The sequence below is a fragment of the Bacillus sp. FSL K6-1338 genome (assembly GCF_038006965.1).
GTDB lineage: Bacteria > Bacillota > Bacilli > Bacillales > Bacillaceae_G > Bacillus_A > Bacillus_A thuringiensis_S.
This window is the reverse complement of record NZ_JBBOWI010000001.1, coordinates 3,165,748-3,188,911: the sequence shown is the minus strand read 5'-3', so window position 1 is coordinate 3,188,911 and position 23,164 is coordinate 3,165,748. Positions and strand designations below refer to the sequence as shown.

Here is a 23,164-nt window from a genome sequence, read left to right as displayed (position 1 = left end):
TTTTCTAGTATTCTATATATTCAAGGACAATCCTGCTCATGCAAGGAGAACGATTAGAAATTCGAGTATGATATAGATGAGGGAAGAATATGACGACGATAGAACAGTTAGAAAAACATTTTAAAATAAGAAGAAGTGCTTCTTCTATTATGATAAAAGAAAATAATGCAGAGATTTTTACAGAAGAGCAATTAGAGGAAATGATGCAATATTGCGTTGCTGAAGCTAAAAAAGGTGAATTAGAAAAACTACATTTTGAAATTTCTTCAAAAAGCCCAAATTATGATGTGTATAAAAAATGTTTTGAAACGTATTCATTTGAATATGTTACGGAAAGCATGATTGTATTTAAAGATATATACGAAGTAGAAGATATAGAAAGTGAAGTTGATTTTAAGTTAATTGAAGAAGTAGGGGAAGAGGCTTTTTATTCACTGTGGAATGAAGCGACGGGAGAACCAGTCGTTCATGATCAATTTGTGCATATGATGCTACAAGAAATTGGTGAGCAATGGAAAGAACATTGCTTAACAGCGAATGTCGATGAAAAGCCGATAGGAATTGTAATCCCGCATATTGAAAGAGGTACGTTAGAAGAAGGGAAACTTATGTACTTCGCAGTTACTCCAAATATGCGTAATAAGGGATATGAAGCTGCATTATTTGCAGGTGCGTTGTTTGTCTTAAAGGAAATAGGTGCATCTTATTATATTGGTGAGACAAATATACAAAATGAATGGATGAAGGATGTTTTTGAAAAGAATGGATGTCAGCTGCTAAGTTGTACTGAGCGGTATGTGAGGGTGTTTTAGGAGGATGAATGGTCTATATTCTCGAACTCGTATAGCGGGAGGGGACTATTTATTCGCACCCTGATCGCGGGACAGTTGTATATAAAGATTTAGGTGATGAACAAATTGCATATGTCTTTCGAGGGAATCCGTGTACAACTTATGAACAAGTAAAAGAACTTTTTGCCTCTTTGTAAGATAAAAAGAAAAATGAGAACGACAAAATAGATATTCCTATAATACAATAAAGAAAGATTCGATTATATGAGAAAGCGTTGGTGAAAGAATGGAGCAGCAAAGAAATTGGCTACAAGCAACTGTAGAAAGAATTGAAGATAATACGTTACAAATAAAGTGGGAAAATAATATAGAAGAAGTTCGTATTTATTGGAGTACTTCACCAGATCATATTGAAGAAAATGGAGAACTACTTGCAACGGTAAATGGAGAATTATCATATACAATTGAAAACCCGAGTGAAAATGAACGTCCATATTTTAGATTAGTAGGAAGTAATGGACAAGCAGTAACAGTAGCCGAGCGTAGATTGCCATTACAAGGTGCGTTTAACTTCCGTGATATGGGAGGATATGAAACGACTGAAGGCCGTAAAGTAAAATGGGGCAAATTATATCGTTCTGAAGAATTAGCAGGGCTAACTGAATGGGATATTGCCTATTTGCAAAAGTCTGGCTTAAAGTTAATTTGCGATTATCGTACAGACTTTGAAGTGAAGCATAAGCCGAATCCAGAAATTACGGGTGCTCGTCAAGTGTGCTTACCAGTTATGCAAGACTTAGCGAAAGACTTAAATATAAATGAGTTTTTCCAAGTTGGTGACCTTTCTATGTTAGGAAAACCAGGTGAATATCTTGTGAAAATGAACCAAGGTTTCGTAAGTGGTAACGAGGCATTCGTGAGCTTCTTAAACTTAGCGCAAAACCCGGAAAACTTACCGTTAGTAAACCACTGTACAGCTGGAAAAGATCGTACTGGATTTGGTTCAGCATTATTACTACTTTTACTAGGTGTACCAGAAAAAACAGTAATGGAAGACTACTTACTAAGTAACGGATTTCGTGAAAAGCTAAATGAAAAAATGATGGCCTTTTTAGGTGCGAAATTACAAAACGATGAGAGCAGAGCGATATTAGGTGCAATGTTTGAAGCACGTGCTGAATACTTGCAAGCTGCGATTGGTGAAATTCAAAAGCAATACGGATCAGTTGAAGCATACGCTGAAAGGGCTCTTGGCTTTACGAAAGAGTCGTTAGAGGAAATGAAAGAGTTATTGCTGGAAGATAAGTAAGAAGAAGGGAGGCTGGTTTTAATTAGCCTCCTTTTCTTATTGTTGTTATAATTAAGCTATGAGAATATAGGAGTTGAGGAAAACATCATGAAATACAAAGTTATATTATTCGACGTAGATGATACATTATTAGATTTCCCTGAAACGGAAAGACACGCATTACATAATGCGTTTGTACAGTTTGGTATGCCTACAGGGTATAATGATTATCTTGCAAGTTATAAAGAGATTAGTAATGGATTATGGAGAGATTTAGAAAATAAAATGATTACGCTAAGTGAATTAGCAGTAGATCGATTTAGACAATTATTTGCACTTCATAATATAAACGTAGATGCGCAGCAATTTAGTGATGTATATCTTGAAAACTTAGGGAAAGAAGTACACCTTATAGAAGGCGCAGTACAATTATGTGAAAATCTACAAGATTGCAAGTTAGGTATTATTACGAATGGATATACGAAGGTGCAACAATCAAGAATCGGAAATTCACCTTTATGTAATTTCTTTGATCACATTATTATTTCTGAAGAAGTTGGTCATCAAAAACCAGCGCGTGAGATTTTTGATTATGCATTTGAGAAATTTGGAATTACGGATAAATCAAGTGTACTAATGGTCGGAGATTCGCTAACTTCTGATATGAAAGGCGGAGAAGACTTCGGCATTGATACGTGTTGGTATAATCCGAGTTTGAAAGAGAATAAGACGAGTGTTAATCCGACTTATGAAGTGGAGAGTCTGCTACAAATTTTAGAAATTGTAGAAGTGGCTGAAGAAAAGGTAGCTTCATTTTAATTGTGCTGATATTTGTCGAAAAATCGATATATTTGAAAAATCGTTGATATATTGTAAGTTGCGATAGATATATTTGAAAAATCGCTCATATAAGTTCATATACTAAGATATAGAACAAAAAATAACGCTACTATACAAGGTCATTCACGTGTTATAATGCGTGAATTAAATATACGTATATAAATAGTTTCTCAGAGTGATGCGATGTCATGTATGATTAGTGTAACAACTAGAGGTGAATGAAGGATGTTAACGTTTTTATTTGAGTTAGACAAGGTTATTCCGCAGACGAATGAGCCACGGTATGTTGCTTATACAAATGGTTTTATCGAAGGGGATTTAACAATCTGTATGGATGACAGAGTATTTTTTCAAAAGTCACGTATGAAGGTTGCAGAGCTGGGCATTTATTTAGGTCAGTGGATGGAACAAGTTCAACACGGGCAAAACGTACCTATGAAATATGAAACGGCTGACCGTGAAGAGGTAATTCTTGGTTTCTTCTATAAAGAGGATCATAATCAATGGAATGTTTCTTCCAGCTGGCAAGAATTTGAACTTCAAGAGCGTATAGCTACTACAACATTAATAGAGAGTGTTCAACGCTATTTGTATGAGCTAAATAAAGAACTGCGCATGATAGAATATCCTGTGACGTTTGATCAGTACTTAAGAGGAGAGCGAATGATGCAGCTTTCTTACAAACGACCGTGTGATAGCAAAGCAGATACGACGCCGGTAGAGGTTTATAATGGAAGCGAGCAAGTAGGCGTAGTACGGGGCTATTATAAAAATACGCTGATGAGAGTGCTGGATTTTATTCCGAAAATTGGTAGTAATATCATTTATGAAATAAAGGATAGTAAGGGCAATATTCGCATCATTGCAAAGGATGTAAGTAGGCAGCGCCAAAGAAAGATTTTAGTAACGTACATCGATAATAATGATGCAGAGCATGAAATACTTGTATGTGACGGAAAGTTATTGGATGCAAATTTCATATTTACCTTTACATATAAGGCAGAAGAATATGTTGTTCATAAAACTTCATTTGGAATGGGGAAATTATTACGAAAAGGCTATGTAATTGCAGATTGGAATATTCGTCTTGAGGAAGATACGTATTACATCGAGATGAATGCATATGCTGGAGATTACATGGAGGATCAATACTTACTATTAGGCGTATTTCATGCGGTTTTATATGGATAATCAATGAGAAATACCGTCATTCTTCTTGGAAAGAATGACGGTATTTTTTTATGTGATTCTGGTGACAGGACGCCTTTAATCAATCCTCAAAAATAAAAATCTCATCAATTGTACTATGTAGTGCCTTCGCTATATCGTGAGCAAGTTGTAAGGAAGGATTGTATTTACCTTTTTCGAGATGACTAATTGTTTCACGGCGTACACCAACTTGCTTCGCTAAATCTTCTTGTGTCATGTTCAATTTTGCGCGGTATTCTTTTATCTTCGTTACGAACGCCATGGTGCATCTTCCATTTCATCAACAGGTTTATCATAAAAGAACATAGAAAAACCGAACGTAATAATGAGTGTGCCGAAAATAAGAGCGATATCAATTTCTTGTAGCGCCGGGTTTGGAAATAACATTTCAATAAATATAATGATAGCGGTAGTTAGTAATGTAACGATAAATGCATTGCGACACGATTTATTGACAATTTGTTCAAACAGTTCATCGTGTTGAACTGTTCTATACGATGTGAAAAAGGAGAAGAAACAGAACATAGTAAACAATCCTTTTTCATAAAAAAATCCGAGGAAACCGAAGAAACCGAGAAATCCTAAATATTTTATCCAAGTTGTTTTCATGATAGGTCCTCCTTACGTTGTTAGAAATAAGTCACGTTATGTTACAAATATATCACAATTGGATAGGAATGGTAATAATAGTTTTCCAGTTTGCTTCATAATAATAGTAAAAAGAGGAAATATGCTGCGAAATAAAGAGGATAATATTGTAAAATGGTTGTAAGGAGGGGGAGGAAGAAATGCTAACTTGGATCATGATCGTTGTATTACTTGTAGTGATTACTGTCATTGCGACGGTGTTAATTGGGCGGAATGGTGATGCAAATTATAGCAAAGCGACAAAGGGGAATATTAAACGATTAACAATGATTTATATTATACTAGCTGTCGTTTTAGTTGTTGGATTAGGGGTGTATATTTATTTTAAAGGTTAAATAAACTGAAAAATGTAAAAATCTTAAAATAGAAGTATGCTATAATATCAATATAGTTATTTGGTAATTAAGGAAAGGATTGGATGGAATGATTGAAATTACGAATGTGTCAAAAAGTTATAATGGGTCTACCTATGCAGTAAAAGATTTAAGTTTATCTGTACCTAGCGGCGAAATCTTTGGATTTTTAGGACCGAATGGTGCGGGTAAATCCACGACAATTAAGATGATTACTGGCATTCACGGGGTGGACAAAGGGACGATTACGATTAACGGAAAAAATATTATGGAAGAGCCGATGGAAGCGAAGAAGACGTTTGGTTATGTGCCGGATAGCCCAGATATGTTTTTACGTTTAAAAGGAATTGAATATTTAAACTTTATGGCTGATATGTATGAAGTGCCGAAAGAAGTAAGACAAGAACGAATAGAGTCTTTAGCGAAGAAGTTTGATCTTTATAATGCATTATCTGATCAAATTCAAAGTTATTCGCACGGTATGAGACAAAAAATCGTTATTATTGGTGTGCTCGTGCATGAACCAGATGTATGGATTTTAGATGAACCGTTAACAGGGCTTGATCCGAAATCTGCATATATTTTAAAAGAAATGATGAGAGAACATGCGGATAAAGGAAAGATTGTATTTTTCTCTACACACGTATTAGAAGTAGCGGAAAAAATATGTGACCGGGTTGCTATTATTAATAAGGGGAATTTGCAGTTTAAAGGAAATTTAGATGAAATGAGAGATCATTTTAAATCCAATGAATCACTTGAAAAAATGTTCTTGGAGATGACGGGCAATGAGTAAAATTTGGACGTTAACGAAGGTACTATTAAAGTTAAATTACGCAGATTTTATAGCAGATAAGAAGAAGCGATGGGCGTATTTATTTTCATTTGCAGCTATTTTATTTGTTGGATTTTTAATATTTGGTTCGATGACGCACGGAATGTATGAAGGTCTGAAACAATTAGGGCAAGGGCCGGGAATGATTATTGCAATGGGACTTGCGATTGCGAGTATATGGGTATTTTTAATGAGTATAACGAACATTTTAACTGTATTTTACTACAGCAATGATATTGAAATGTTACTGCCGTTACCATTAAAACCAGCGCAAATTATTTCGGCAAAATTTTTAACGGTATTAATTACACAATACGTAATGAGTTCATTTATTTTATTACCAATCTTCATTACGTACGGTTTAAAAAGTGGCGCATTTATTACATATTACATATATATGATTTTTATTTACTTACTCTTCCCAATCGTGCCGTTAGTATTAGCTTCGTTACTGATGACAATTATTATGAGGTATACAAATATAGCGAAAAATAAAGATCGAGGAAATATATTTATTGGAATCGTAAGTATATTATTTATTGTAGGAATTAACGTATTTATGCAGTGGAGAAATAAAAGTGCGTTTTCTGGAGATGGGGCTGCGGAATACCTTGTAAATAATCAATCTTCTCTTTTAGTACAAATGACAAATTATTTTCCAACTACATATTTTGGAGCAGTGGCATTAGTAGAAAATGCAAATTGGAAGGGACCTTTATATGTAATAATCTTTGCAGTTATTTCATTTGTCTTCTTTGTGTTGTTTTATTACATAGCAGAGCGTACATATTTAAAAGGGGTTATTGGACTTTCAACGAGTACAGCAAAGAAACAAGTTATTTCGGCGGAAGGTTTACAGAAATCAACAGTACAAAGTTCGCATTTAAAAGCGTATGTGAAAAAAGAATTTAAAACGTTATTCCGTACACCACAATTTTTCTTAAATTGCATTGTACAAACTTTCGTTATGCCAATTATGTTGTTCTTTATTTTATTTGTGCAAGATGGAAATTTAAAGTTTATTACAGAGTATATTAACAATCCAAAGACAACAGGATTTGCAATTGGTGTTGGTCTTTGTGCATCGTTATTTTTAATGGGTAGTAACGTCATTGCAACAACGTCATTTTCGCGAGATGGAAGCTCTTGGTTTGTGAATCGTTATTTACCAGTAAAGGCTTCGGATATCTTTTTTGCGAAAGCAATCACTGCTTGGTTAATTAATGTGATCATTTTAGCAGTATTCGGTATTACGATGGCAGTTGTAGCTGGGATTTCTCCAGTCTTTATGATACTGTGGTTTTTACTAAGTGCGAACGGGTTGTTATTAATTAATTTAATCGGAACACGCTGGGACGCGCAAACTGCAGATATTCATTGGGATACAGAGCAGAAATTATTTAAGAGCCGATATACCACTTTGTGGAATTTTTTAGCTAATATTTTAATAGCTTTAATTATTGTGGGGGGAGTAAGTGTATTATACTTCTTCCTTAATGTCGGACTGTGGGTTATGTTTATCGTTTTATTTGTAATGTTTACGATTGTAAATTATATCTTTATTAAAATGTTAAAATTAGGTGCTGAACGTATACTGTCAAATATTCAATAAGAAGATAGATCCTCTGTATTCATGCAGGGGATCTGTGTATAGATGGAGGAGAAAAAGGTGAAGAAAATAGCAATTGTAACAGGGGCAACTCGTCTGAATGGAATTGGTGCAGCTGTATGCAAGGTGCTTGCTCAAAAGGGGATAGACATTTTTTTCACGTACTGGCCAAAGTATGATAAAGCGATGCCATGGGGAATGAGTGATCAAGAACCCTTTTTGCTGAAAAAGGAAATTGAAAGTTACGATGTTCGATGTGAAATGGCAGAAATCAATTTATCGCAGTCTTATTCGCCAAATCGTTTGTTTTATATGGTATCAGAACGGTTAGGTGATCCATCTATTCTAGTTAATAATGCAGTATATTCTACTCATACGAGAATTGAGGAATTAGATGTAGAGCAGTTGGATAAACATTATACAGTTAATATTCGGGCTACTATGCTATTAAGTTCATTGTTTATAAAACATTATTCACTTAAAACGGGCGGGAGTATTATTAATCTTACTTCAGGACAGTCAGTAGGTCCAATGCCAGATGAACTAGCATATGCAGCAACGAAAGGGGCAATTGAAGCATTTACAAAGTCAGTAGCACCAGTAGCGATGGAGAAGGGGATTACTGTTAATGCCGTTGATCCAGGACCAACAAATACAGGGTGGATTACAGAGGAATTAAAACATTATTTAGTATGGAAATTCCCGCAAGGTAGAGTTGGAGAAACAATGGATGCTGCGCGCTTAATTTCTTTTTTAGTAAGTGAAGAAGCGAAATGGGTTACTGGGCAAGTTATTCACTCGAATGGTGGTTATTCATAAAAATATTATGTTAACAAATGTTGAGAAACAAAAAACGAAAGGAAATTTTATTTTTTTGTATAAATAAAATGTCAAGAAAGATAAAAATTTGATAGAAGAGTATATCGTCATATAAAGATAGTAATTCTTAATGTGACAATATACTCTTTTTCTTTTACTTACGAGCAGAAAAATGAAGTAGAAGAAACTCGAATATTAAAATGAGTTTATCAGTTTTTGTCCGTATTATTATGAAGATTACTGTCGGAAAGATGGTAATTCGTATGAAAAGGGATTTTTTAAGGGGAAATCGAATCGTAAAGGGGAGGATAAATAAAGTAAACATAGGGGGATTTATATGAAAATGAAAAAGGTCGCTATCGCATCGATAACAATTGGTACAATGCTTACTATGGCAGCTTGTAGTCCATCAGCAGATAAAGAGGCAGAAAAGAAAGAGCAAGTAACAGCGCAAAATGAAGGAGAAGCAAAAACGACAAGTGCAGATGAAGCGTCCAAAACAACGAAAGATACTGAAAAAGAAACAAATACTTCTTCAAATGAAAAAACAGATAAAGATGCAAAAAATACGAAAGAATCATCAGGAACAGAAAGTAACGGCAAAACGTCAACTCAAAATGAGAATGTGAAAACAAAAGAAAAAGAAACGACAGGAAAAACGAATGACCAAACGACTAGCGGGAAAACAGCAGATCAAAGCACAAGTACAAGCTCAAACACAAACAATAACGAAAAGACAACGAAAGATCCGAAGAAAAGTGTTGCTGTGAAAACGAACGTTAAAGAAGTTGTGGCATTAATTGATAGCTTGGACAAGCAGTTAGCTGCTAATCCAAAATTGGAAACAGTGAATAAGCTTGGCAAACAAATTAATGAAAAGTGGGACGTGATTGAAAAAGAGCTAGAAGCATCACATCCGACGGATTCTAAAACAATCGGTCAAAGTATGTATCCGTTAATTGTAGGAGCGGAGAAAGAAAAAATCGATATTAATAAAATGAAATCATTAACGACGAAAACGAAAAAAGATTTAAATCAGTTATTGACGAAACTTTCATAGTTTCAAAAGCCTACTCGTGTGAGTAGGCCTTTTTTAGGTTGTTGTAATGTGCACAGTATAACTTATTTATTATCATTTTCAATTACGATGCGAAAGGAACTGAATGCTTGTTGACTGATATAATCTTCTTCGCTAACTTTAAAAGGAAATGGAAAAGCAACGAGTTGAAAATTACTTTCCTGATCCACTGAAGGCAATGTGAAATTAAAGATTTGTCTTGTTTCAGGTGCAACCTTAGTATAAACGACTTTTCTATTGTTAAATATTTCAACTTGTTTCCAATCTTTAAAAGCTACGATTGCGTAAGTCATTTCATCATTCGTTTCATTACCGTTTGATAGGGTTAATTGCTTGCCTTCCTTTTCAAAGAAGACAGTTTGTAAGTTCTCTTCACGGTTCGTAACAAATAATGGTTCGTAAAGACCATCTTTTAAAATAGCATCTGGATCTATAAGGGAGAGTTTTATTTTTTCGTTTTCTTTCTGAAAAGGATGCATTGAATATCGCATACTTAGAATATCTTCTAAAATTGCTGCTTTATTTAAGTTATTATCTTTTAATTTGTATTCAGGTTTTTTAATTATTAAAAAGGTTAATTCATTTCCATTAGGAGAGGTGTGTAAAGAGATTTTCGTAGTAATTGAACTGTTTGGTTTCATATCAAAAAAATAGTGTGATATTTCATTAGTAGTATCTTCTATTCTAAAAGGTTTTTGTTCGTAATCTTCTAGAACAATTAATCCATATTTTCGGTTTTCATTAATAGTATGTACGAATGATAATGTTACATTAATTTTATTATCCTCACTAGTAATTGTACTGCCATTGTTGATATGTTGGCCTTGATTATCCTTCAATCCGTAAGAAATAGTATTGGTTTGTTGCTCTCGTTTATTTTCTATGGAAAGAGGATGAGGTTGTATGATTGAAGTATTGAACAAAATATAAATTGTAAGTAATGAAATAAGTAAAACACCGCTAATAATATATATTTGTTTCATAAATAGCACCTCAATATATGTAAAGTATTAGAGAAAAAAGATATGCAAGATGCATATCTTTTTTCTCTTTCTTACCAGAAGGCTTTTGTTTCGTGATTTACATCATTATAACCACTTAATTTATAGGTATGATTACCGATAGCGTAATCATCTCCATAATAAACGCTTGTGTTGGTCGCTGTAGCATTTACAAAGGATGATTTTTTTGCACTATTACTTTTCGTATTTACTAATGAGCCATCGCCATTGAAAGTTCTTGCTTTTGCATAAACATAGTCTTCGGTCGTAGTTGATTTCGATTTCGCAACTGCATATGGGTTACCAAAAAAGGGAGTATATACGCTAATGTTAGAGTCATTCTTAGGTGCAGCTGCAACAGTCAAACTAGGAACACTAGATGTTTTTGTTGATTGAATTGTATCAAAGTCAACTAAAACGGGCTGCTTGTCTACAGTATCGACCTCTGAAGCACTTGCGTTATTAGTAAAACCAAAACCTAAAACCGCTAACCCTAAAGTTGTCACCGATAAAGATTTTTTCATATTCACTAATTTTCCCACCTTTTTAAATTTTTGAGTTCGAACTCAATTCAAACAATATATGAAAATTTCGAAACTCTCAATGGTTTATCCCATACTTAACTTTTCTTTTACTTTCGATTCAACATGTCTTCATTTGCAAAAAAGCGAATATATCTTCTAATGCTTAGCCAGCAAGGGATACAGGTTTAATTTTATGAAATTCGTGTAAATTTAAATCTATTCATGTCATTATCTCTGTTATTTTTAAGTTCATATGGGAAACTTATTAAAAAAAGGATGGTGACAAAAATGACAATCGATCGAATTTGTACAATTGGACCCGCAAGTAATAATAAAGAAACGTTAGCACAGTTAATAAAGAATGGTATGAAAATTGTTCGACTGAATTTATCGCATGGCACGCATGAAAGTCATAAAGACATCATTCGTTTAGTGAAATCATTAGATGACTCTATTAAATTTTTGGGTGATGTACAAGGTCCTAAAATAAGATTAGGTGAAGTGAAGGGAGAGCAAATTACACTTCAGGCAGGAGATTCTTTTATTTTACATACACAACCAGTTACAGGGAGTAATACAGAAGCAAGTGTTGATTATGAAGGAATTGCGAATGATGTGAAAGTAGACAGTAGAATTTTGATTAATGATGGAGAAGTTGAATTAATTGTTGAAAAGATAAGTACGGACAAAATAGAAACAAAGGTTAAAACAGGTGGCAATATCTCATCTCATAAAGGAGTTAATTTACCAGGTGCGACTGTTCGTTTACCAGCTATTACAGAGAAAGATAAAAAAGATATTCAGTTTCTTTTAGAAGAGGATGTTGATTTTATTGCGTGTTCTTTCGTACGAAAACCTAGTCATATAAAAGAAATACGAGATTTTATACAACAGTATAAAGAAACTTCTCCAAGTTTAATCGCTAAAATAGAAACGATGGAAGCAATCGAGAATTTTCAAGATATATGTAAAGAAGTAGATGGAATTATGATTGCAAGGGGCGATTTAGGAGTAGAGTTACCATATCAATGTATTCCCCTTTTACAGAAAATGATGATTCGTGAATGTAATCGAACGAATACATATGTCATTACAGCAACACAAATGCTTCAATCTATGGTAGATCATTCTATTCCAACAAGAGCAGAGGTGACTGATGTGTTTCAAGCTGTACTGGACGGGACGAATGCAGTTATGCTTTCAGCTGAAAGTGCATCAGGAGAACATCCAATCGAAAGTGTGAGAACATTACGTCTCGTTTCAGAATTTGCGGAGCATGTTAAAAAAGATGGACCTTTTGCGATGAAAGATGTACTGCAATTACTGCGTGAGTCTCTGGATGAGTAATAAATAAAAAGAGGGCGGATATGCATCCGCCCTCATGTTTTTCATTCATACTATTCTTGCTCTTGCTCATCCAAAATCTTTTCAAACGCAGCAGATACTTTATCAAACTCTTCATCATTTTCAATGTATGAAAACTCATTATCTTCTTCTACTTTTAAAAAGAAAATATCAATGTCTTCCTCAGTTTCTGTTTGGATATCTTCAACAAAGGCAACTGCAATATATTCTGCGCCTTCGACATCCATCGCTCCAAGTACTTCTACTTCTTGCTCTTCGTTATTCTCATCACTAAGAGTAAACACTTCGCCAACTTCAATATCAGACATATTCATTCTCCTCCTGTTCGACTCTAAAAAATAGAGCGCTCAAACTGTATACATACTAATATATCTTTCCATGAAAAATCAAATTCATACATAAGAAAAACGACTGATAGTTCTTTAGTATAAGTATCCAGCTATTAGGAGCATTATTTGTGTGTGCTATATTACTTAATCCATTCAACAATTGTATCCATAGTCTGTCTTGTTTTATCACGCTTTGGCTCTTCTTTACGGTAACCAAAGGCAACCATAACTGATGCTTCAAAGTTATCGCCTTGTATAATGCCTTCTTGACGAAGTAAAGAATCTACTTCCTCTTTATCAAATCCTTCTATTGGACAAGAATCAATACCGATTTGAGCTGCGCTCGTCATCATATTACCTAAAGCAATATAAGTTTGTTTAGATGCCCAATCAAATACAGCACGATCGGATTGTAATAAGTTAAAATCTGTTTCCTGGAACTTTTTGAAGAATTCATATCTAATTTTTTGAGTGTCTTCAGGCAATCCAATAATATCGTTCATCATATATTTAATATACTCTGCATCATAGTGCATATCTTTAATGTTTCTTGAAAGAACAATGACGAAGTGGCTTGCTGTTGCAAGTTGCCCACCAGCGCCCCATGAATACGGTTGTAGTTTTTCTCTTAATTCTTTATTTTGTACGACAATAAATTTCCAAGGCTCATATCCAAAAGAAGAAGGAGATAATCTGCCTGTTTCTAAAATGAATTTAAAATCCTCTTCTGAAATTTTGTGTATAGGATCGAACTCTTTACATGCATGTCTGAAATGAAAAGCCTCCATAATTTTCTCTTTTGTAATTTCTTTTGTATTTGTCATAAAAGTTCCTCTTTTCGTTAATTTATTTTGTAAGTAAATTATATTTTTAAAGTAACATTGACACAAGTACGCACATTTTTGTGTTATAGTATCAAAAAAGATACTATTGGTAAGGGAAAGGAGTTATGATGGATTGTTCGAATGAAAATAATATAAATTACCCATTTCTAAATAAATATTCTTGTCCAGTTGAAGCTATGGTTGAGGTTATTGGTGGAAAATGGAAAGGGGTTATTTTGTATCATTTATTAGATGGTACAAAGCGGTTTAATGAATTAAAAAGATTAAAACCTAATATCACACAAAGAATGTTAACACTGCAGCTGAGAGAACTTGAAGCAGACGGCATCATCCATCGTGAAGTATACCGTGAAGTTCCACCTAAAGTAGAATATTCGTTAACTGAGCTTGGTGAATCACTACGTCCAATGATTCTATTAATGATGGAATGGGCGACTCATAATATGGAGAAAGTTTTGGAAAGTAGGAATACGAAAAATAATAGTTAAGAGTTGTAGAAATAAAAGGTGTTTTCCATACGTAAAGACACCTTTTATCCCGCATTAACGGGCAGTAAGATCCCCACCTCAAAATTCAGTGGAAGCAAAGAAGTTAGGTGGGGGATGAACAAAACCCCCACTGATTAAAGTTTCACTTTATTTCTATGTTTTTACTTTTTAACTTCAACTGCTGAAATTGCAAAGTCATTCAAGTTTACAGTTTTACCATACCAATCAGAGTGTTTGAAGACGATACCTTTACCATATCCTTCAGTTGAAGTACGATCCCATAGTGTTGTCGAATAGCTAGCAGTAGGGGATGCTGTACTTACAGAAGAAATTCTATTTTGCCAATTAGGAGGCAAATTTTTAAAACCGCTACTAAGAGAAAAATACTCGCCACCTTTATTTGCATGTTCATAGAAATCTGTACTATTAGGTCCGCTCCCTCCAACACCAAGGGGATTGATTGTATTATTCAACCTTTGTTTGTCTTTTTCAATAAAAGAATCTAAACTTTCTTTGTTCGAAAATCCATAAGATAACCAGTCTCCATTTTGATTTTGTTTCGGTAGAACTACAGTTATTTTTACGTCTTCCTTAGATGGAGCACCCAATTTGTTAAACGAATCTACAGTCTTTTCATCTACAGTTACATATTCAAAAGAGCTAATCGAATAATCCTTTTCGGTACTAGCTGATACTGACCCCAGTCCTCCAGTTAACGACGAAACAGTTAATAATGCACCTGCTACCAACTTTTTCAGCATGGATTCATCTCCTTAAAACTTAGATTTTTTACATAACTAAAATGTATGTTAATTTGAATGTATTATAAATATTTAGAAATTTATAAAAATTAAACAGAATATTCTTTTATTAGTCTGGAGTAAGGAAAGTAATTAAAAATGAAAAAAGGTTTACTTAAAAAGTAAATCTTTTTTGCTGACCTATTTCAAAACTCAATGGATTAAAATTTCATTTTATCCATCTATGAATCATAAACTTCTTTTGCATTCGTAGAAGCAGCATCTAATAAAAGGAAGATGGCTGCTATCATATGTAGAAGGATTTCTATATAAGGAAAGAAGGCAACTAGAGTAACGATAATACCTATATAATGAGCGTACGTATTCATGCCTGCTTTTTTAGCTAATAAAATAGTAGTGATATGTAAAGCCATCAATAGTAGTAAAGGTATCCCATCTAGGTTAACAAGACTTGGAAATATATAATAGCAAGGAAGTAATAAAAGATGATAGATCCCTGTAGGCCACTTTAGTGCTTATATGTAAGTTTTCAAAGTAAATCCTCCTAAAATAATTAATATTTATATATTACCAAAAAAGGTAGGTGATTGGATATTAAACACTTGTGGTTTTTAGTATAATATAATTATTTTATGTTAACTAATTGTTTCCTTATCTATAAAATAGAAAAACCACCCAAACGAGGGTGGTTCGTATTATAAATAACTACTTAAAGAAGAAAGGGGAACCTTCACCTCACTACCTTCCTTCATATTCCGCAGCATAACGGTTTCTGTACTAAGTTCTTCTTCACCAATAATAAGCACGTAAGGGATATTCTCTTTATTGGCATAATTAAGAGCACGTTTTAATTTGCGTCCTGCTAGTTCGAGTTCGACTTTTAAGGAAGTGGTAGAACGTAATTGCTGGGCAATTTGTAAGCATTGTAATTCTGTCCCGAGTGAGATGATAAATACATCCGCTGTAGATGATATCGTTTCTTTCTGTGAGAGTGCTGTATAAATAACGTCTAAACCGAATGAAATACCGACTGTTGGATAGCTAATATTATCGCCACGGAATGCCCCAATAATATTATCGTATCGACCGCCGCTACCGATGCTAGATGTAATCGATCCATCTTTTAAAAAGATTTCATATACGGTGCCTGTGTACATTGTAAGTCCTCGCGCTAAAAACGGATTGAATATAGCATTTTCATTTATTCCAAGAGCGATTAAATATTGCTGTAATTGTTGCAATTCGTTTACTCCATCGGCAACGATTGGAGTATTGAAAGCGTCTTTAAAGTCATCAATTGAAAGCTTTAGACAAGATAATACAGTATTACATATTGTATCAGCCATTTCTTCAGAAATTCCGCGCTCTAATACATCTTTTCGTACACCATCAATCCCAATCTTTTCGATTTTGTCTAATGATAAAATGACGTCACTTGTTAATTCAGTAGGGATGTTAATGGCCTGAAGAATACCATTTAACAGTTTTCGGTTATTATATTGGATCGTTATCTCTAAGTTTAATGTTCGGAACAGCTCAAACGCCATGCTCATGAGTTCCGCTTCAGCCATGACTGATTCTACACCGACTATATCAACGTCGCATTGTATAAATTCACGAAATCTTCCTTGTTTAATTGGCCCATCTCGAAATACTTTCCCAATTTCATAACGTTTAAACGGAAGGCGGATGTTCGGATTCATTGCCACGACTTTTGCGAATGGAATAGTTAAATCGTATCGTAAGGCAAGGTCACGTTTTCCTTGATCCTGAAGTGTATATATTTCTTTTAATATTTCATCGCCACCACCGTACTTGTAAGACATAAGCTCATACATATTTAACATTGGTGTCTCTAACGGTTTGCATCCGTATCGTTCAAATGTATCTTCGCAAGTTCTTTTAATTTTATTTCGCAGCACTTGCTCCTCTGGTAAATAGTCTTTCGTTCCTTTTACATTTTTCATTTCCATTGTAATCACTCCTTTTTTTAATTAAAAAAAGCTATGCAGGTATAAAAATACCCACATAGCTTTATGAACGCTTCGTGGGTCAACAGGAAAAGCCCTGTACCCACGAAGAAAAATTTTTCTTCGGATACACGGCGTTACGTATGATGATGAAGTTGGAAAGAAGTATTAAAATTTCGCATTGCAAATCTCTCCTTAACGTAAGTTTTTCCAAATTATATCAGATGATTTTTGAATTATCAATATTTTTAGTTTTGAAATATACGTGAAGTTATGTAGGAGAAATGGAAAAGGGTGTATAATAAAACTTAATAATATGAAATAACCTTTTAAGGAGAACGTTATGAAAAAAGATAAAACAAATGCGATGCGAATATTAGATAAAGAAAAGATCGAATATTCGATGATGTCATATGATCCAGACGATGGGAAAATTGATGGCGTATCAGTAGCCGAGAAAATTGGACGAGAAGTGAGAGAAGTATATAAAACGTTAATCGCTCAAGGGAATAGTAAAAATTATCATGTGTTTATCATCCCAGTAGATGAGGAATTAAATTTAAAAGCTGCCGCAAAAGCAGTAAGTGAAAAGAAGATTGAAATGATTCCTGTAAAAGATATTACGAAAGTGTCAGGATACATTCGCGGTGGTTGTTCACCAGTCGGAATGAAGAAGTTATTTTCTACATGTATCGATGAAAGCGCCCAATCACTTGAAACGATGATCGTAAGTGGCGGGAAGATTGGTATACAAATTGAGCTGAAAGTGGATGACTTGGCGAAAGTGACGAGAGCGCAGTTTGGAGAGGTAACGAAGTAAATATACATATAAAAAGAAGTTCTAGTTTTATGGGACTTCTTTTTATTTTAGGAAGATTTTCATTAACGATTGCTGTAGGATAAACTAGTTTAGTATATATTTTTTTTACGATGTAAGTTATTTGGGAAGGTTATTTTTTTATCGGATTTATCTTTAAAAACGAACATTTTTTAAAAACTTAACGAAAAATGTTCATGTTTTAATTGCGCGCACACTAATAGTTTGTTATATTATCCATATAATAATTTTGAATAACATCACTCGTATATACTCGGTAATATGGTCCGAGCGTTTCTACCTAGTTCCCAATGAAAGAACTGGACTACGGGTTAAAGTATTCGGCCGTTCTATGCTAATGAGCGCTACCGATCTATAATTTGGCATTTGTTTTATCTTTTGCTCAATTAACTTTGACTACCGTAGTTCTAGAAAGTAGAGATTCTTCTACAATTTCTAGAACTTTTTTGTTTGGACCAAAAGCATCGAGTATAGAAAACACAACAAGAGAAAGAGGAGAGATTATTTATGAAGAAGAATACGTTGAAAAAATGTGCTGCCCTAGTAACTACTGTTGCATTGTCATTCTCGATACTTGTGGGATGTAATGCGAGTCCGAAACAAGTTGAGGAAAAAAGCAATCAAAAACCTATCTTAATTCAAGGGCCAATGCCGATAGAAGCAGAAAAGTTTGCGAAAAGGCTAAAAAATGTGAAAGAAGAAAAGTCTGGAACTTTTGTATTTTATAAAGGAACTGTCGACAATTATCCTGTAATCGTTGCGAAAACAGGTAAAGGAATGGAGAATACAGCAGCTGCTACAGCGGTGGCTATTGAAAAATATAAACCTACAGCAATTATTAACCAAGGAACATCAGGTGGACATGATCCAAATTTAAATGTATTTGATATTGTATTAGGAAAACAAGTTGCAAATATAGGTTCATTAAAAACAACAAATATGGATGAGAATCAAGGAATTGAGCCGACAAAATGGATATCTATGGACTTAATGGCTTCTGAAGGAAGTGCAGGAGAAGATCCAAATGCTGAGAAAATCCGATACTACGAAGGAGATAAGGATTTACTTGCAGCAGCTAATGCGGTAAAAGATAAATATACAAAAGGTAAAGTGGTTGAAGGTACTATAGGCTCAGCAGACCTTTGGAATAATGAAGTAGATAGAATTAAGTGGTTCCATACAAAATACGGTACATCTGTAGAAGAAATGGAAGGAGCTGCTGCAGCTCAAATCGCGAAAGCTTATGATGTCCCATTTTTAGGGATTCGAGTATTATCTAATAATAAAACAAACGGCGGGAAATATAACCCAAATACAGCAGCCGCAAATCAAGAATATGTATATGAAGTAGTTAAAAAATATATAGATTCAATGCAAAGTAAATAGTAGTAGTTCTGCTCCAGCATAAACGTCAAGTAACTGTAAATGTTTTCGAGACGGATAAACTTGTCTTAGGAATGGTAGTTGAAAAAAAAAGCTTGTTTCTTATAGAAAATATAAGAAACAAGCTTTTTTATTTAAAATAAATTGGGTAATTAAACTATAACATCAATATATACCGTTGAATATCATAATAATATAATGGGGGTGATGTTATATGGCACTTACTACAGGACCAATTGAAAACGTAGGAAATCAACCTGCTAATGCAAATAGAGTTAGGGTAAAGATCCTTAACCGTACTGCGGGCCCACTTACTGGAGTAGCTAGAGTTTTTAGACTTGACGGTTCATTAGTATTAATTGAACAGGTAAACTTCAATGTGAATTCTAATGCTTCTACTTTTGCAACTCTAAGTTTAGTTCATCCTGCTTTTGGACAAGCATTTGAATATGAAGTTCAAATTGTTCCTAATCAACCTGGTGGACTATATAGTGTTTATGGACTAACAGCTGACAGTGTTATCATTACTGCACAACGTGTTGTGAACTCAGAATTGACACAGTTTCTTTAATTAAAATAGATTGGTGCCTACATGGTATCCAATCTATTTTTGTACGTATTATTCAGAGAAAGAAAGGTTTTACACAAAAATAAAGACAGTTATAGAAAAGGGAAAAGTCGAGCTATCATCTTGATTTTTATTATTTCTGTCTTAGATTGTATCTGTTTTGTGGCATGGTTTTCTTTGAATGCTTTTTATTCAAACTGTTTTTTAAAGTATTTATCAAATATGCATTATTGCATAAATAAACTTAAATTTATAAGTTAATATTAAACTACTTTTTAATTGTAAAGAATATTTTAATAATCTTTATAAGAGAAGGATATTCCATGTAAAAAGTGAAATTGTTTGGAATGTGAATAAACAAAAAGTTTAGAAGTGATACAGACTGGATAGAGTCGTGTATTAAATAAACAGAAAAGGGGTATGGATTTCTAAAAGGTTTCGGGGGTTAGAAAGCACTTTTTAGTGAATAGCTTCAAATTATATTTTAAAGGGGAATGGGTATATGAAGTTTCGAAATACAAAGATTGCTATGATTACACTATCTTCATTTTTTATTTTAGGTTCTGCATCGCTATCATTCACAGATACTATACACGGTGAAGTAGCTCCTGCATCAGCACAAGAGATTATTGTAAAAAGTTATGACGATACATATTATAATAACGCAATAGGAAAAACGGGGTTAGAATTAAAGAAGGAACTGCATAATATTATTGATAATCATACAAAGTTATCATACAGTGCGGTTTGGGAAGCACTAAGAGATACTGATGAAGATCCAAATAATAAAAATAATGTGTTACTCTTATATACTGGTCGTTCGCAAGGGAAGCTTACGAATGGATCAGGAGTAAATAACTGGAACCGAGAGCGTGTTTGGGCAAAATCTCACGGTGACTTTGGAACGACTGCAGGACCTGGAACAGATCTACATCATTTAAGAGCGACGGATGTATCTGTAAATAGTTCACGTGGAAATCTGGATTTTGATAACGGTGGTGTAAATCATTCTGAAGCGACAGAATGTAAATATGATAGTGATTCTTGGGAACCTCGTGATAGTGTAAAAGGAGATATTGCTAGAATGCTGTTTTATATGGCTGTTCGTTACGAGGGGGACAACGGCGAAATAGATTTAGAACTAAATGAAAAAGTGAATAACAATAAAGATGCATACATGGGGAAACTATCTGTTTTATTAAAATGGAATGAACAAGACCCGGTCGATGATTTAGAGCGAAAGCGTAATGAAGTGATTTTTACAAAATATCAACATAACCGCAATCCTTTTATTGATCATCCTGAATGGGTAAATAAAATTTGGAACTAAGATTTTTAAAGGTATTATATTTTGATAAAAGGGATTGATCATTATGATCAATCCCTTCTTATATGTTTACTAGAATAAATGATTTTTATAGGATTGAAGAGGAGAATAGGATAGATATTTTATCAAGTTAAGTATATATGGGTATTTTAGTACGGTCCCCACTCAATATTCACCCCAATAATAAGAAAAACAAGTCCAATGATAAACCAAATGAATGCAAGTGGAGCCATGAATCGAATCCATTTGCCGTAAGAAATGCCGCTTGCTGCGAGAACGCCCATTAAAACACCGGAAGTTGGATTTAAGCAGTTTACTACACCTTCCCCAAGCATAACAGCCTGTACTGTAACTTGGCGTGTAATGTGCATGAAATCAGCTAATGGAGCTAATATCGGAATGAAAATAACCGATTCTCCTGTCCCGGATGAAATGAGGAAATGTAATGCGGCACTACTCACATACATGCCGATAACACCAAATACAGGGCTTTGTCCTTCGAGAGCTTGTGCGAGTTGGTTAACGATTGTATCAAGTAATTTGCCTTGTTCTAAAATGACTGAAATACAGCGAGCCATTCCGACGATTAAAGCACCGTAGATAAGATTTTGGCAGCCAGTTAGAAAAGTGGATGCGATATCGTTTGCTTTCATGCCACCTATTATTCCTGCTGTAATTGCAATGAAAATAAAAGTAGCGGTCATTTCTGCGTCCGTCCAATGTAGACGAAAAGCGCCTATTAAAAATGCAATTAATGATAAAGCTGAAACGAGTAAAATTAATTTATGACGTATCGTCCAAGGAACTTCTTTTTTCTCTGTTTCTTTTTCGTTTGAAAGAGCGTTACTTGGAAACCAGTTGTCGCCGAGAATGCTTCCTTTATTTGATTTTTTCAAGCGTTTTACATACCAATTTATATAAAGGATAGTGGCAAGTAAAAAAGATATATAGATTGCGGTGCGTAAACCAATCCCGGAAAACATCGGAAGTTCTGCGATCTTTTGTGAAATGCCTAAAGGTGAGGGAGATAAAATAGTAGCATTAAAACCAGCATAAGTGCCTAAATAAATAATTGCTACACCGACGATAGCGTCCCATTTTAATGTGCGTGCAACGATGATGCCGATGGGGATAAAACCGATAACTGAGTTAACGATAATACCAGTCGTTCCAAGAATAGAAAAAAGCGAAGCAACTATACAAATGAAAAGTAATTGCTGATTACGAAATTTGTTAATAACATGATAGATTAAACCGTCAAGAGCACCTGTTTTTTCAAGAATTGCAATGGCTCCACCTGTAAATAAAATTAGAAAGATAATAGGAGCAGCAAGTGTCATTCCTTTTTCAATAGCGGTAAAAAAAGAAACAAATCCTACAGGTGATTGCGGAACAGAATGATAGCTACCTGGTATTGTCGTTGTAACGGTCCCGTTTGTAACCCTTTTAAATTCTCCAGCAGGAACGAAATAAGTAGCAATGGCGCAAAGTAAGGCAATAAAAAATAGTAGTACGTACGCATCAGGCATTTTAAACTTTGGTTTACTAGGTTGTTTTTTTGCCTCAGTTTGTATTTGCATAAAATCCCTCCTTCTTCACTTTGTTAATTTTTAATATTCTGAATTTAATCTGTGAAATAGATTATAATAAAGGTAGCTTCTTAAGGCAATAGTTTTTGTATCCTTTCCCGTACATACAAATTATTGCAATATTAGACAGGGAAACGATAATAAGCCAAGAATATGTTATGTAGAAAGAAAAAGGAAAAGAGGGAACAAGATGTGGAAAACTACAGATCTATGTGATGAATTTGAAAAGGAATTACAAATATGTCGCCAGTCTTTTCGGTCTTTTGGGAAGAAAGAACAATTCTACGGAAAAATTGCAACTGTAAAAGTGAAAGATGATAATGTACTAGTGAAGGAAGGATTGCAAACATTACCAGAAGGAACAGTATTAGTTGTTGATGGCGGAGCGTCTACGAATTGTGCTTTACTCGGTGATAATTTGGCAGCTATTGCGGAAGAAAGAAAGCTAGCAGGAATTATTGTGAATGGGTATGTTCGTGATTCTAGTGAACTAAAGAATATTAATATTGGTATTTTAGCGTTAGGAACGATACCAAATAGAAGTGTGAAAGAAGGAAAAGGAGAACGAAATATTTCATTGCACTTTGGACAAGTAGAATGGAATCCAAATGAATATGTCTATGCGGATGAAGATGGCGTCATTATTAGTGAAAAGAGTTTACATAGTTAAGAGTTAATAAGTTATTATTCTTAGAAAATAAATCCG

Annotated in this window: 26 protein-coding genes and 1 riboswitch; of the genes, 16 read left to right on the top strand and 10 right to left on the bottom strand. The window is 34.1% G+C overall.

Annotation, left to right across the window (positions count from 1 at the left end):
• Positions 1–89: 89 nt before the first annotated feature.
• The 4 genes from NZ044_RS16390 (at position 90) to NZ044_RS16375 (ending at position 4,110) form a co-directional block, all read left to right on the top strand.
• The gene (locus NZ044_RS16390; RefSeq protein ID WP_017763420.1) at positions 90–812 is read left to right on the top strand and encodes a GNAT family N-acetyltransferase; all 723 of its coding nucleotides are present in this window, start codon (positions 90–92) and stop codon (positions 810–812) included.
• A 265-nt stretch (positions 813–1,077) separates the two neighbouring features.
• Positions 1,078–2,100: a tyrosine-protein phosphatase gene (locus NZ044_RS16385; protein ID WP_017763419.1), complete on the top strand. Its 1,023-nt coding sequence runs from the start codon at positions 1,078–1,080 to the stop codon at positions 2,098–2,100.
• Positions 2,101–2,187: 87 nt separating this feature from the next.
• Positions 2,188–2,898 (top strand): YjjG family noncanonical pyrimidine nucleotidase, encoded by a 711-nt coding sequence (locus NZ044_RS16380; protein WP_000875913.1) that lies wholly within the window; start codon positions 2,188–2,190, stop codon positions 2,896–2,898.
• A 246-nt stretch (positions 2,899–3,144) separates the two neighbouring features.
• A complete protein-coding gene (locus NZ044_RS16375; protein WP_063675549.1) occupies positions 3,145–4,110 on the top strand; it encodes a tubby C-terminal domain-like protein in 966 nt (321 codons plus the stop codon).
• 79 nt (positions 4,111–4,189) lie between these two features.
• Here NZ044_RS16375 and NZ044_RS16370 read toward each other — a convergent pair whose 3' ends face one another.
• Together NZ044_RS16370 and NZ044_RS16365 are read right to left on the bottom strand one after the other, a co-directional pair.
• Positions 4,190–4,390, bottom strand: a complete 201-nt coding sequence (locus NZ044_RS16370; protein ID WP_063675548.1) for a helix-turn-helix transcriptional regulator — start codon at positions 4,388–4,390, stop codon at positions 4,190–4,192.
• Positions 4,378–4,737 carry a DUF3796 domain-containing protein gene (locus NZ044_RS16365; protein ID WP_000859207.1) on the bottom strand — a complete coding sequence of 120 codons (360 nt, stop codon included), beginning with the start codon at positions 4,735–4,737 and terminating at the stop codon, positions 4,378–4,380. The genes NZ044_RS16370 and NZ044_RS16365 overlap by 13 nt, the downstream gene beginning before the upstream one ends.
• A gap of 179 nt (positions 4,738–4,916) precedes the next feature.
• On the opposite strand from NZ044_RS16365, the gene NZ044_RS16360 reads away from it, so the two are divergent.
• From NZ044_RS16360 to NZ044_RS16340, 5 genes are all read left to right on the top strand, one after another.
• Positions 4,917–5,111, top strand: coding sequence for a hypothetical protein (locus NZ044_RS16360; protein ID WP_000958863.1), 195 nt, complete (start codon positions 4,917–4,919; stop codon positions 5,109–5,111).
• A gap of 88 nt (positions 5,112–5,199) precedes the next feature.
• Positions 5,200–5,925, top strand: a complete 726-nt coding sequence (locus NZ044_RS16355; RefSeq protein ID WP_000570204.1) for an ABC transporter ATP-binding protein — start codon at positions 5,200–5,202, stop codon at positions 5,923–5,925.
• Entirely contained in the window at positions 5,918–7,576 is a 1,659-nt protein-coding gene (locus NZ044_RS16350; RefSeq protein WP_340949866.1) for a putative ABC transporter permease subunit, read from the top strand. Before NZ044_RS16355 ends, NZ044_RS16350 begins: the two co-directional genes overlap by 8 nt.
• A gap of 57 nt (positions 7,577–7,633) precedes the next feature.
• Complete coding sequence (locus tag NZ044_RS16345; RefSeq protein ID WP_002082465.1) at positions 7,634–8,392, top strand: SDR family oxidoreductase; 759 nt, start codon at positions 7,634–7,636, stop codon at positions 8,390–8,392.
• A 337-nt stretch (positions 8,393–8,729) separates the two neighbouring features.
• Complete coding sequence (locus NZ044_RS16340; RefSeq protein ID WP_000782525.1) at positions 8,730–9,452, top strand: hypothetical protein; 723 nt, start codon at positions 8,730–8,732, stop codon at positions 9,450–9,452.
• A gap of 62 nt (positions 9,453–9,514) precedes the next feature.
• On the opposite strand, the gene NZ044_RS16335 is transcribed toward NZ044_RS16340, so the two are convergent.
• Together NZ044_RS16335 and NZ044_RS16330 are read right to left on the bottom strand one after the other, a co-directional pair.
• Positions 9,515–10,453 carry a hypothetical protein gene (locus NZ044_RS16335; protein WP_000810164.1) on the bottom strand — a complete coding sequence of 313 codons (939 nt, stop codon included), beginning with the start codon at positions 10,451–10,453 and terminating at the stop codon, positions 9,515–9,517.
• A 71-nt stretch (positions 10,454–10,524) separates the two neighbouring features.
• Positions 10,525–11,001 (bottom strand): hypothetical protein, encoded by a 477-nt coding sequence (locus NZ044_RS16330; protein ID WP_001056355.1) that lies wholly within the window; start codon positions 10,999–11,001, stop codon positions 10,525–10,527.
• Positions 11,002–11,283: 282 nt separating this feature from the next.
• On the opposite strand from NZ044_RS16330, the gene NZ044_RS16325 reads away from it, so the two are divergent.
• Complete coding sequence (locus NZ044_RS16325; protein WP_118961661.1) at positions 11,284–12,342, top strand: pyruvate kinase; 1,059 nt, start codon at positions 11,284–11,286, stop codon at positions 12,340–12,342.
• Between the two features lie 50 nt (positions 12,343–12,392).
• Here the strand turns inward: NZ044_RS16325 and NZ044_RS16320 are convergent, their stop codons facing one another.
• Together NZ044_RS16320 and NZ044_RS16315 are read right to left on the bottom strand one after the other, a co-directional pair.
• Positions 12,393–12,674 carry a DUF1292 domain-containing protein gene (locus tag NZ044_RS16320; protein ID WP_002005464.1) on the bottom strand — a complete coding sequence of 94 codons (282 nt, stop codon included), beginning with the start codon at positions 12,672–12,674 and terminating at the stop codon, positions 12,393–12,395.
• Between the two features lie 155 nt (positions 12,675–12,829).
• Positions 12,830–13,513, bottom strand: coding sequence for an NAD(P)H-dependent oxidoreductase (locus tag NZ044_RS16315; protein ID WP_000185604.1), 684 nt, complete (start codon positions 13,511–13,513; stop codon positions 12,830–12,832).
• A 128-nt stretch (positions 13,514–13,641) separates the two neighbouring features.
• Between NZ044_RS16315 and NZ044_RS16310 the strand changes: the two genes are divergently transcribed.
• On the top strand, positions 13,642–14,022 hold the full coding sequence (locus tag NZ044_RS16310) for a winged helix-turn-helix transcriptional regulator (RefSeq protein WP_000340656.1): 381 nt from the start codon (positions 13,642–13,644) through the stop codon (positions 14,020–14,022).
• A 161-nt stretch (positions 14,023–14,183) separates the two neighbouring features.
• Here the strand turns inward: NZ044_RS16310 and NZ044_RS16305 are convergent, their stop codons facing one another.
• The 3 genes from NZ044_RS16305 to NZ044_RS16295 form a co-directional block, all read right to left on the bottom strand.
• Complete coding sequence (locus NZ044_RS16305) at positions 14,184–14,783, bottom strand: hypothetical protein (protein ID WP_000914419.1); 600 nt, start codon at positions 14,781–14,783, stop codon at positions 14,184–14,186.
• A 221-nt stretch (positions 14,784–15,004) separates the two neighbouring features.
• The gene (locus NZ044_RS16300) at positions 15,005–15,277 is read right to left on the bottom strand and encodes a hypothetical protein (protein WP_098506655.1); all 273 of its coding nucleotides are present in this window, start codon (positions 15,275–15,277) and stop codon (positions 15,005–15,007) included.
• Between the two features lie 201 nt (positions 15,278–15,478).
• The gene (locus NZ044_RS16295; protein ID WP_000425331.1) at positions 15,479–16,756 is read right to left on the bottom strand and encodes a histidine--tRNA ligase; all 1,278 of its coding nucleotides are present in this window, start codon (positions 16,754–16,756) and stop codon (positions 15,479–15,481) included.
• Positions 16,757–17,096: 340 nt separating this feature from the next.
• Between NZ044_RS16295 and ybaK the strand changes: the two genes are divergently transcribed.
• The 4 genes from ybaK to NZ044_RS16275 all read left to right on the top strand — a co-directional run bounded on the left by ybaK (position 17,097) and on the right by NZ044_RS16275 (position 20,872).
• Positions 17,097–17,573 carry a Cys-tRNA(Pro) deacylase gene (ybaK, locus tag NZ044_RS16290; RefSeq protein WP_000710860.1) on the top strand — a complete coding sequence of 159 codons (477 nt, stop codon included), beginning with the start codon at positions 17,097–17,099 and terminating at the stop codon, positions 17,571–17,573.
• 241 nt (positions 17,574–17,814) lie between these two features.
• A riboswitch (purine riboswitch) is annotated at positions 17,815–17,918 on the top strand.
• A gap of 180 nt (positions 17,919–18,098) precedes the next feature.
• Positions 18,099–18,977 (top strand): 5'-methylthioadenosine/S-adenosylhomocysteine nucleosidase, encoded by an 879-nt coding sequence (locus NZ044_RS16285; RefSeq protein ID WP_000742458.1) that lies wholly within the window; start codon positions 18,099–18,101, stop codon positions 18,975–18,977.
• 211 nt (positions 18,978–19,188) lie between these two features.
• The gene (locus NZ044_RS16280) at positions 19,189–19,545 is read left to right on the top strand and encodes a hypothetical protein (protein ID WP_001229421.1); all 357 of its coding nucleotides are present in this window, start codon (positions 19,189–19,191) and stop codon (positions 19,543–19,545) included.
• Between the two features lie 499 nt (positions 19,546–20,044).
• On the top strand, positions 20,045–20,872 hold the full coding sequence (locus tag NZ044_RS16275) for an endonuclease I family protein (protein WP_340949864.1): 828 nt from the start codon (positions 20,045–20,047) through the stop codon (positions 20,870–20,872).
• A gap of 146 nt (positions 20,873–21,018) precedes the next feature.
• On the opposite strand, the gene NZ044_RS16270 is transcribed toward NZ044_RS16275, so the two are convergent.
• Entirely contained in the window at positions 21,019–22,449 is a 1,431-nt protein-coding gene (locus NZ044_RS16270) for a YfcC family protein (protein WP_001166969.1), read from the bottom strand.
• Between the two features lie 199 nt (positions 22,450–22,648).
• Here NZ044_RS16270 and rraA point away from each other — a divergent pair, with 199 nt between their 5' ends.
• Positions 22,649–23,128 carry a ribonuclease E activity regulator RraA gene (gene rraA / locus NZ044_RS16265; protein ID WP_098506654.1) on the top strand — a complete coding sequence of 160 codons (480 nt, stop codon included), beginning with the start codon at positions 22,649–22,651 and terminating at the stop codon, positions 23,126–23,128.
• Positions 23,129–23,164: the final 36 nt, after the last annotated feature.

Excerpts from the sequence above, each read along its gene's own strand:
- NZ044_RS16305 (WP_000914419.1), bottom strand. The coding sequence starts at position 14,783 with ATGCTGAAAAAGTTGGTAGCAGGTGCATTATTAACTGTTTCGTCGTTA.
- NZ044_RS16375 (WP_063675549.1), top strand. The coding sequence starts at position 3,145 with ATGTTAACGTTTTTATTTGAGTTAGACAAGGTTATTCCGCAGACGAAT.
- NZ044_RS16325 (WP_118961661.1), top strand. The coding sequence starts at position 11,284 with ATGACAATCGATCGAATTTGTACAATTGGACCCGCAAGTAATAATAAA.
- NZ044_RS16270 (WP_001166969.1), bottom strand. The coding sequence starts at position 22,449 with ATGCAAATACAAACTGAGGCAAAAAAACAACCTAGTAAACCAAAGTTT.
- NZ044_RS16390 (WP_017763420.1), top strand. The coding sequence starts at position 90 with ATGACGACGATAGAACAGTTAGAAAAACATTTTAAAATAAGAAGAAGT.
- NZ044_RS16280 (WP_001229421.1), top strand. The coding sequence starts at position 19,189 with ATGGCACTTACTACAGGACCAATTGAAAACGTAGGAAATCAACCTGCT.
- NZ044_RS16355 (WP_000570204.1), top strand. The coding sequence starts at position 5,200 with ATGATTGAAATTACGAATGTGTCAAAAAGTTATAATGGGTCTACCTAT.
- NZ044_RS16385 (WP_017763419.1), top strand. The coding sequence starts at position 1,078 with ATGGAGCAGCAAAGAAATTGGCTACAAGCAACTGTAGAAAGAATTGAA.
- NZ044_RS16310 (WP_000340656.1), top strand. The coding sequence starts at position 13,642 with ATGGATTGTTCGAATGAAAATAATATAAATTACCCATTTCTAAATAAA.
- NZ044_RS16315 (WP_000185604.1), bottom strand. The coding sequence starts at position 13,513 with ATGACAAATACAAAAGAAATTACAAAAGAGAAAATTATGGAGGCTTTT.
- ybaK (WP_000710860.1), top strand. The coding sequence starts at position 17,097 with ATGAAAAAAGATAAAACAAATGCGATGCGAATATTAGATAAAGAAAAG.
- NZ044_RS16370 (WP_063675548.1), bottom strand. The coding sequence starts at position 4,390 with ATGGCGTTCGTAACGAAGATAAAAGAATACCGCGCAAAATTGAACATG.
- NZ044_RS16285 (WP_000742458.1), top strand. The coding sequence starts at position 18,099 with ATGAAGAAGAATACGTTGAAAAAATGTGCTGCCCTAGTAACTACTGTT.
- rraA (WP_098506654.1), top strand. The coding sequence starts at position 22,649 with ATGTGGAAAACTACAGATCTATGTGATGAATTTGAAAAGGAATTACAA.
- NZ044_RS16365 (WP_000859207.1), bottom strand. The coding sequence starts at position 4,737 with ATGAAAACAACTTGGATAAAATATTTAGGATTTCTCGGTTTCTTCGGT.
- NZ044_RS16295 (WP_000425331.1), bottom strand. The coding sequence starts at position 16,756 with ATGGAAATGAAAAATGTAAAAGGAACGAAAGACTATTTACCAGAGGAG.
- NZ044_RS16380 (WP_000875913.1), top strand. The coding sequence starts at position 2,188 with ATGAAATACAAAGTTATATTATTCGACGTAGATGATACATTATTAGAT.
- NZ044_RS16320 (WP_002005464.1), bottom strand. The coding sequence starts at position 12,674 with ATGAATATGTCTGATATTGAAGTTGGCGAAGTGTTTACTCTTAGTGAT.
- NZ044_RS16335 (WP_000810164.1), bottom strand. The coding sequence starts at position 10,453 with ATGAAACAAATATATATTATTAGCGGTGTTTTACTTATTTCATTACTT.
- NZ044_RS16275 (WP_340949864.1), top strand. The coding sequence starts at position 20,045 with ATGAAGTTTCGAAATACAAAGATTGCTATGATTACACTATCTTCATTT.
- NZ044_RS16360 (WP_000958863.1), top strand. The coding sequence starts at position 4,917 with ATGCTAACTTGGATCATGATCGTTGTATTACTTGTAGTGATTACTGTC.
- NZ044_RS16350 (WP_340949866.1), top strand. The coding sequence starts at position 5,918 with ATGAGTAAAATTTGGACGTTAACGAAGGTACTATTAAAGTTAAATTAC.
- NZ044_RS16340 (WP_000782525.1), top strand. The coding sequence starts at position 8,730 with ATGAAAATGAAAAAGGTCGCTATCGCATCGATAACAATTGGTACAATG.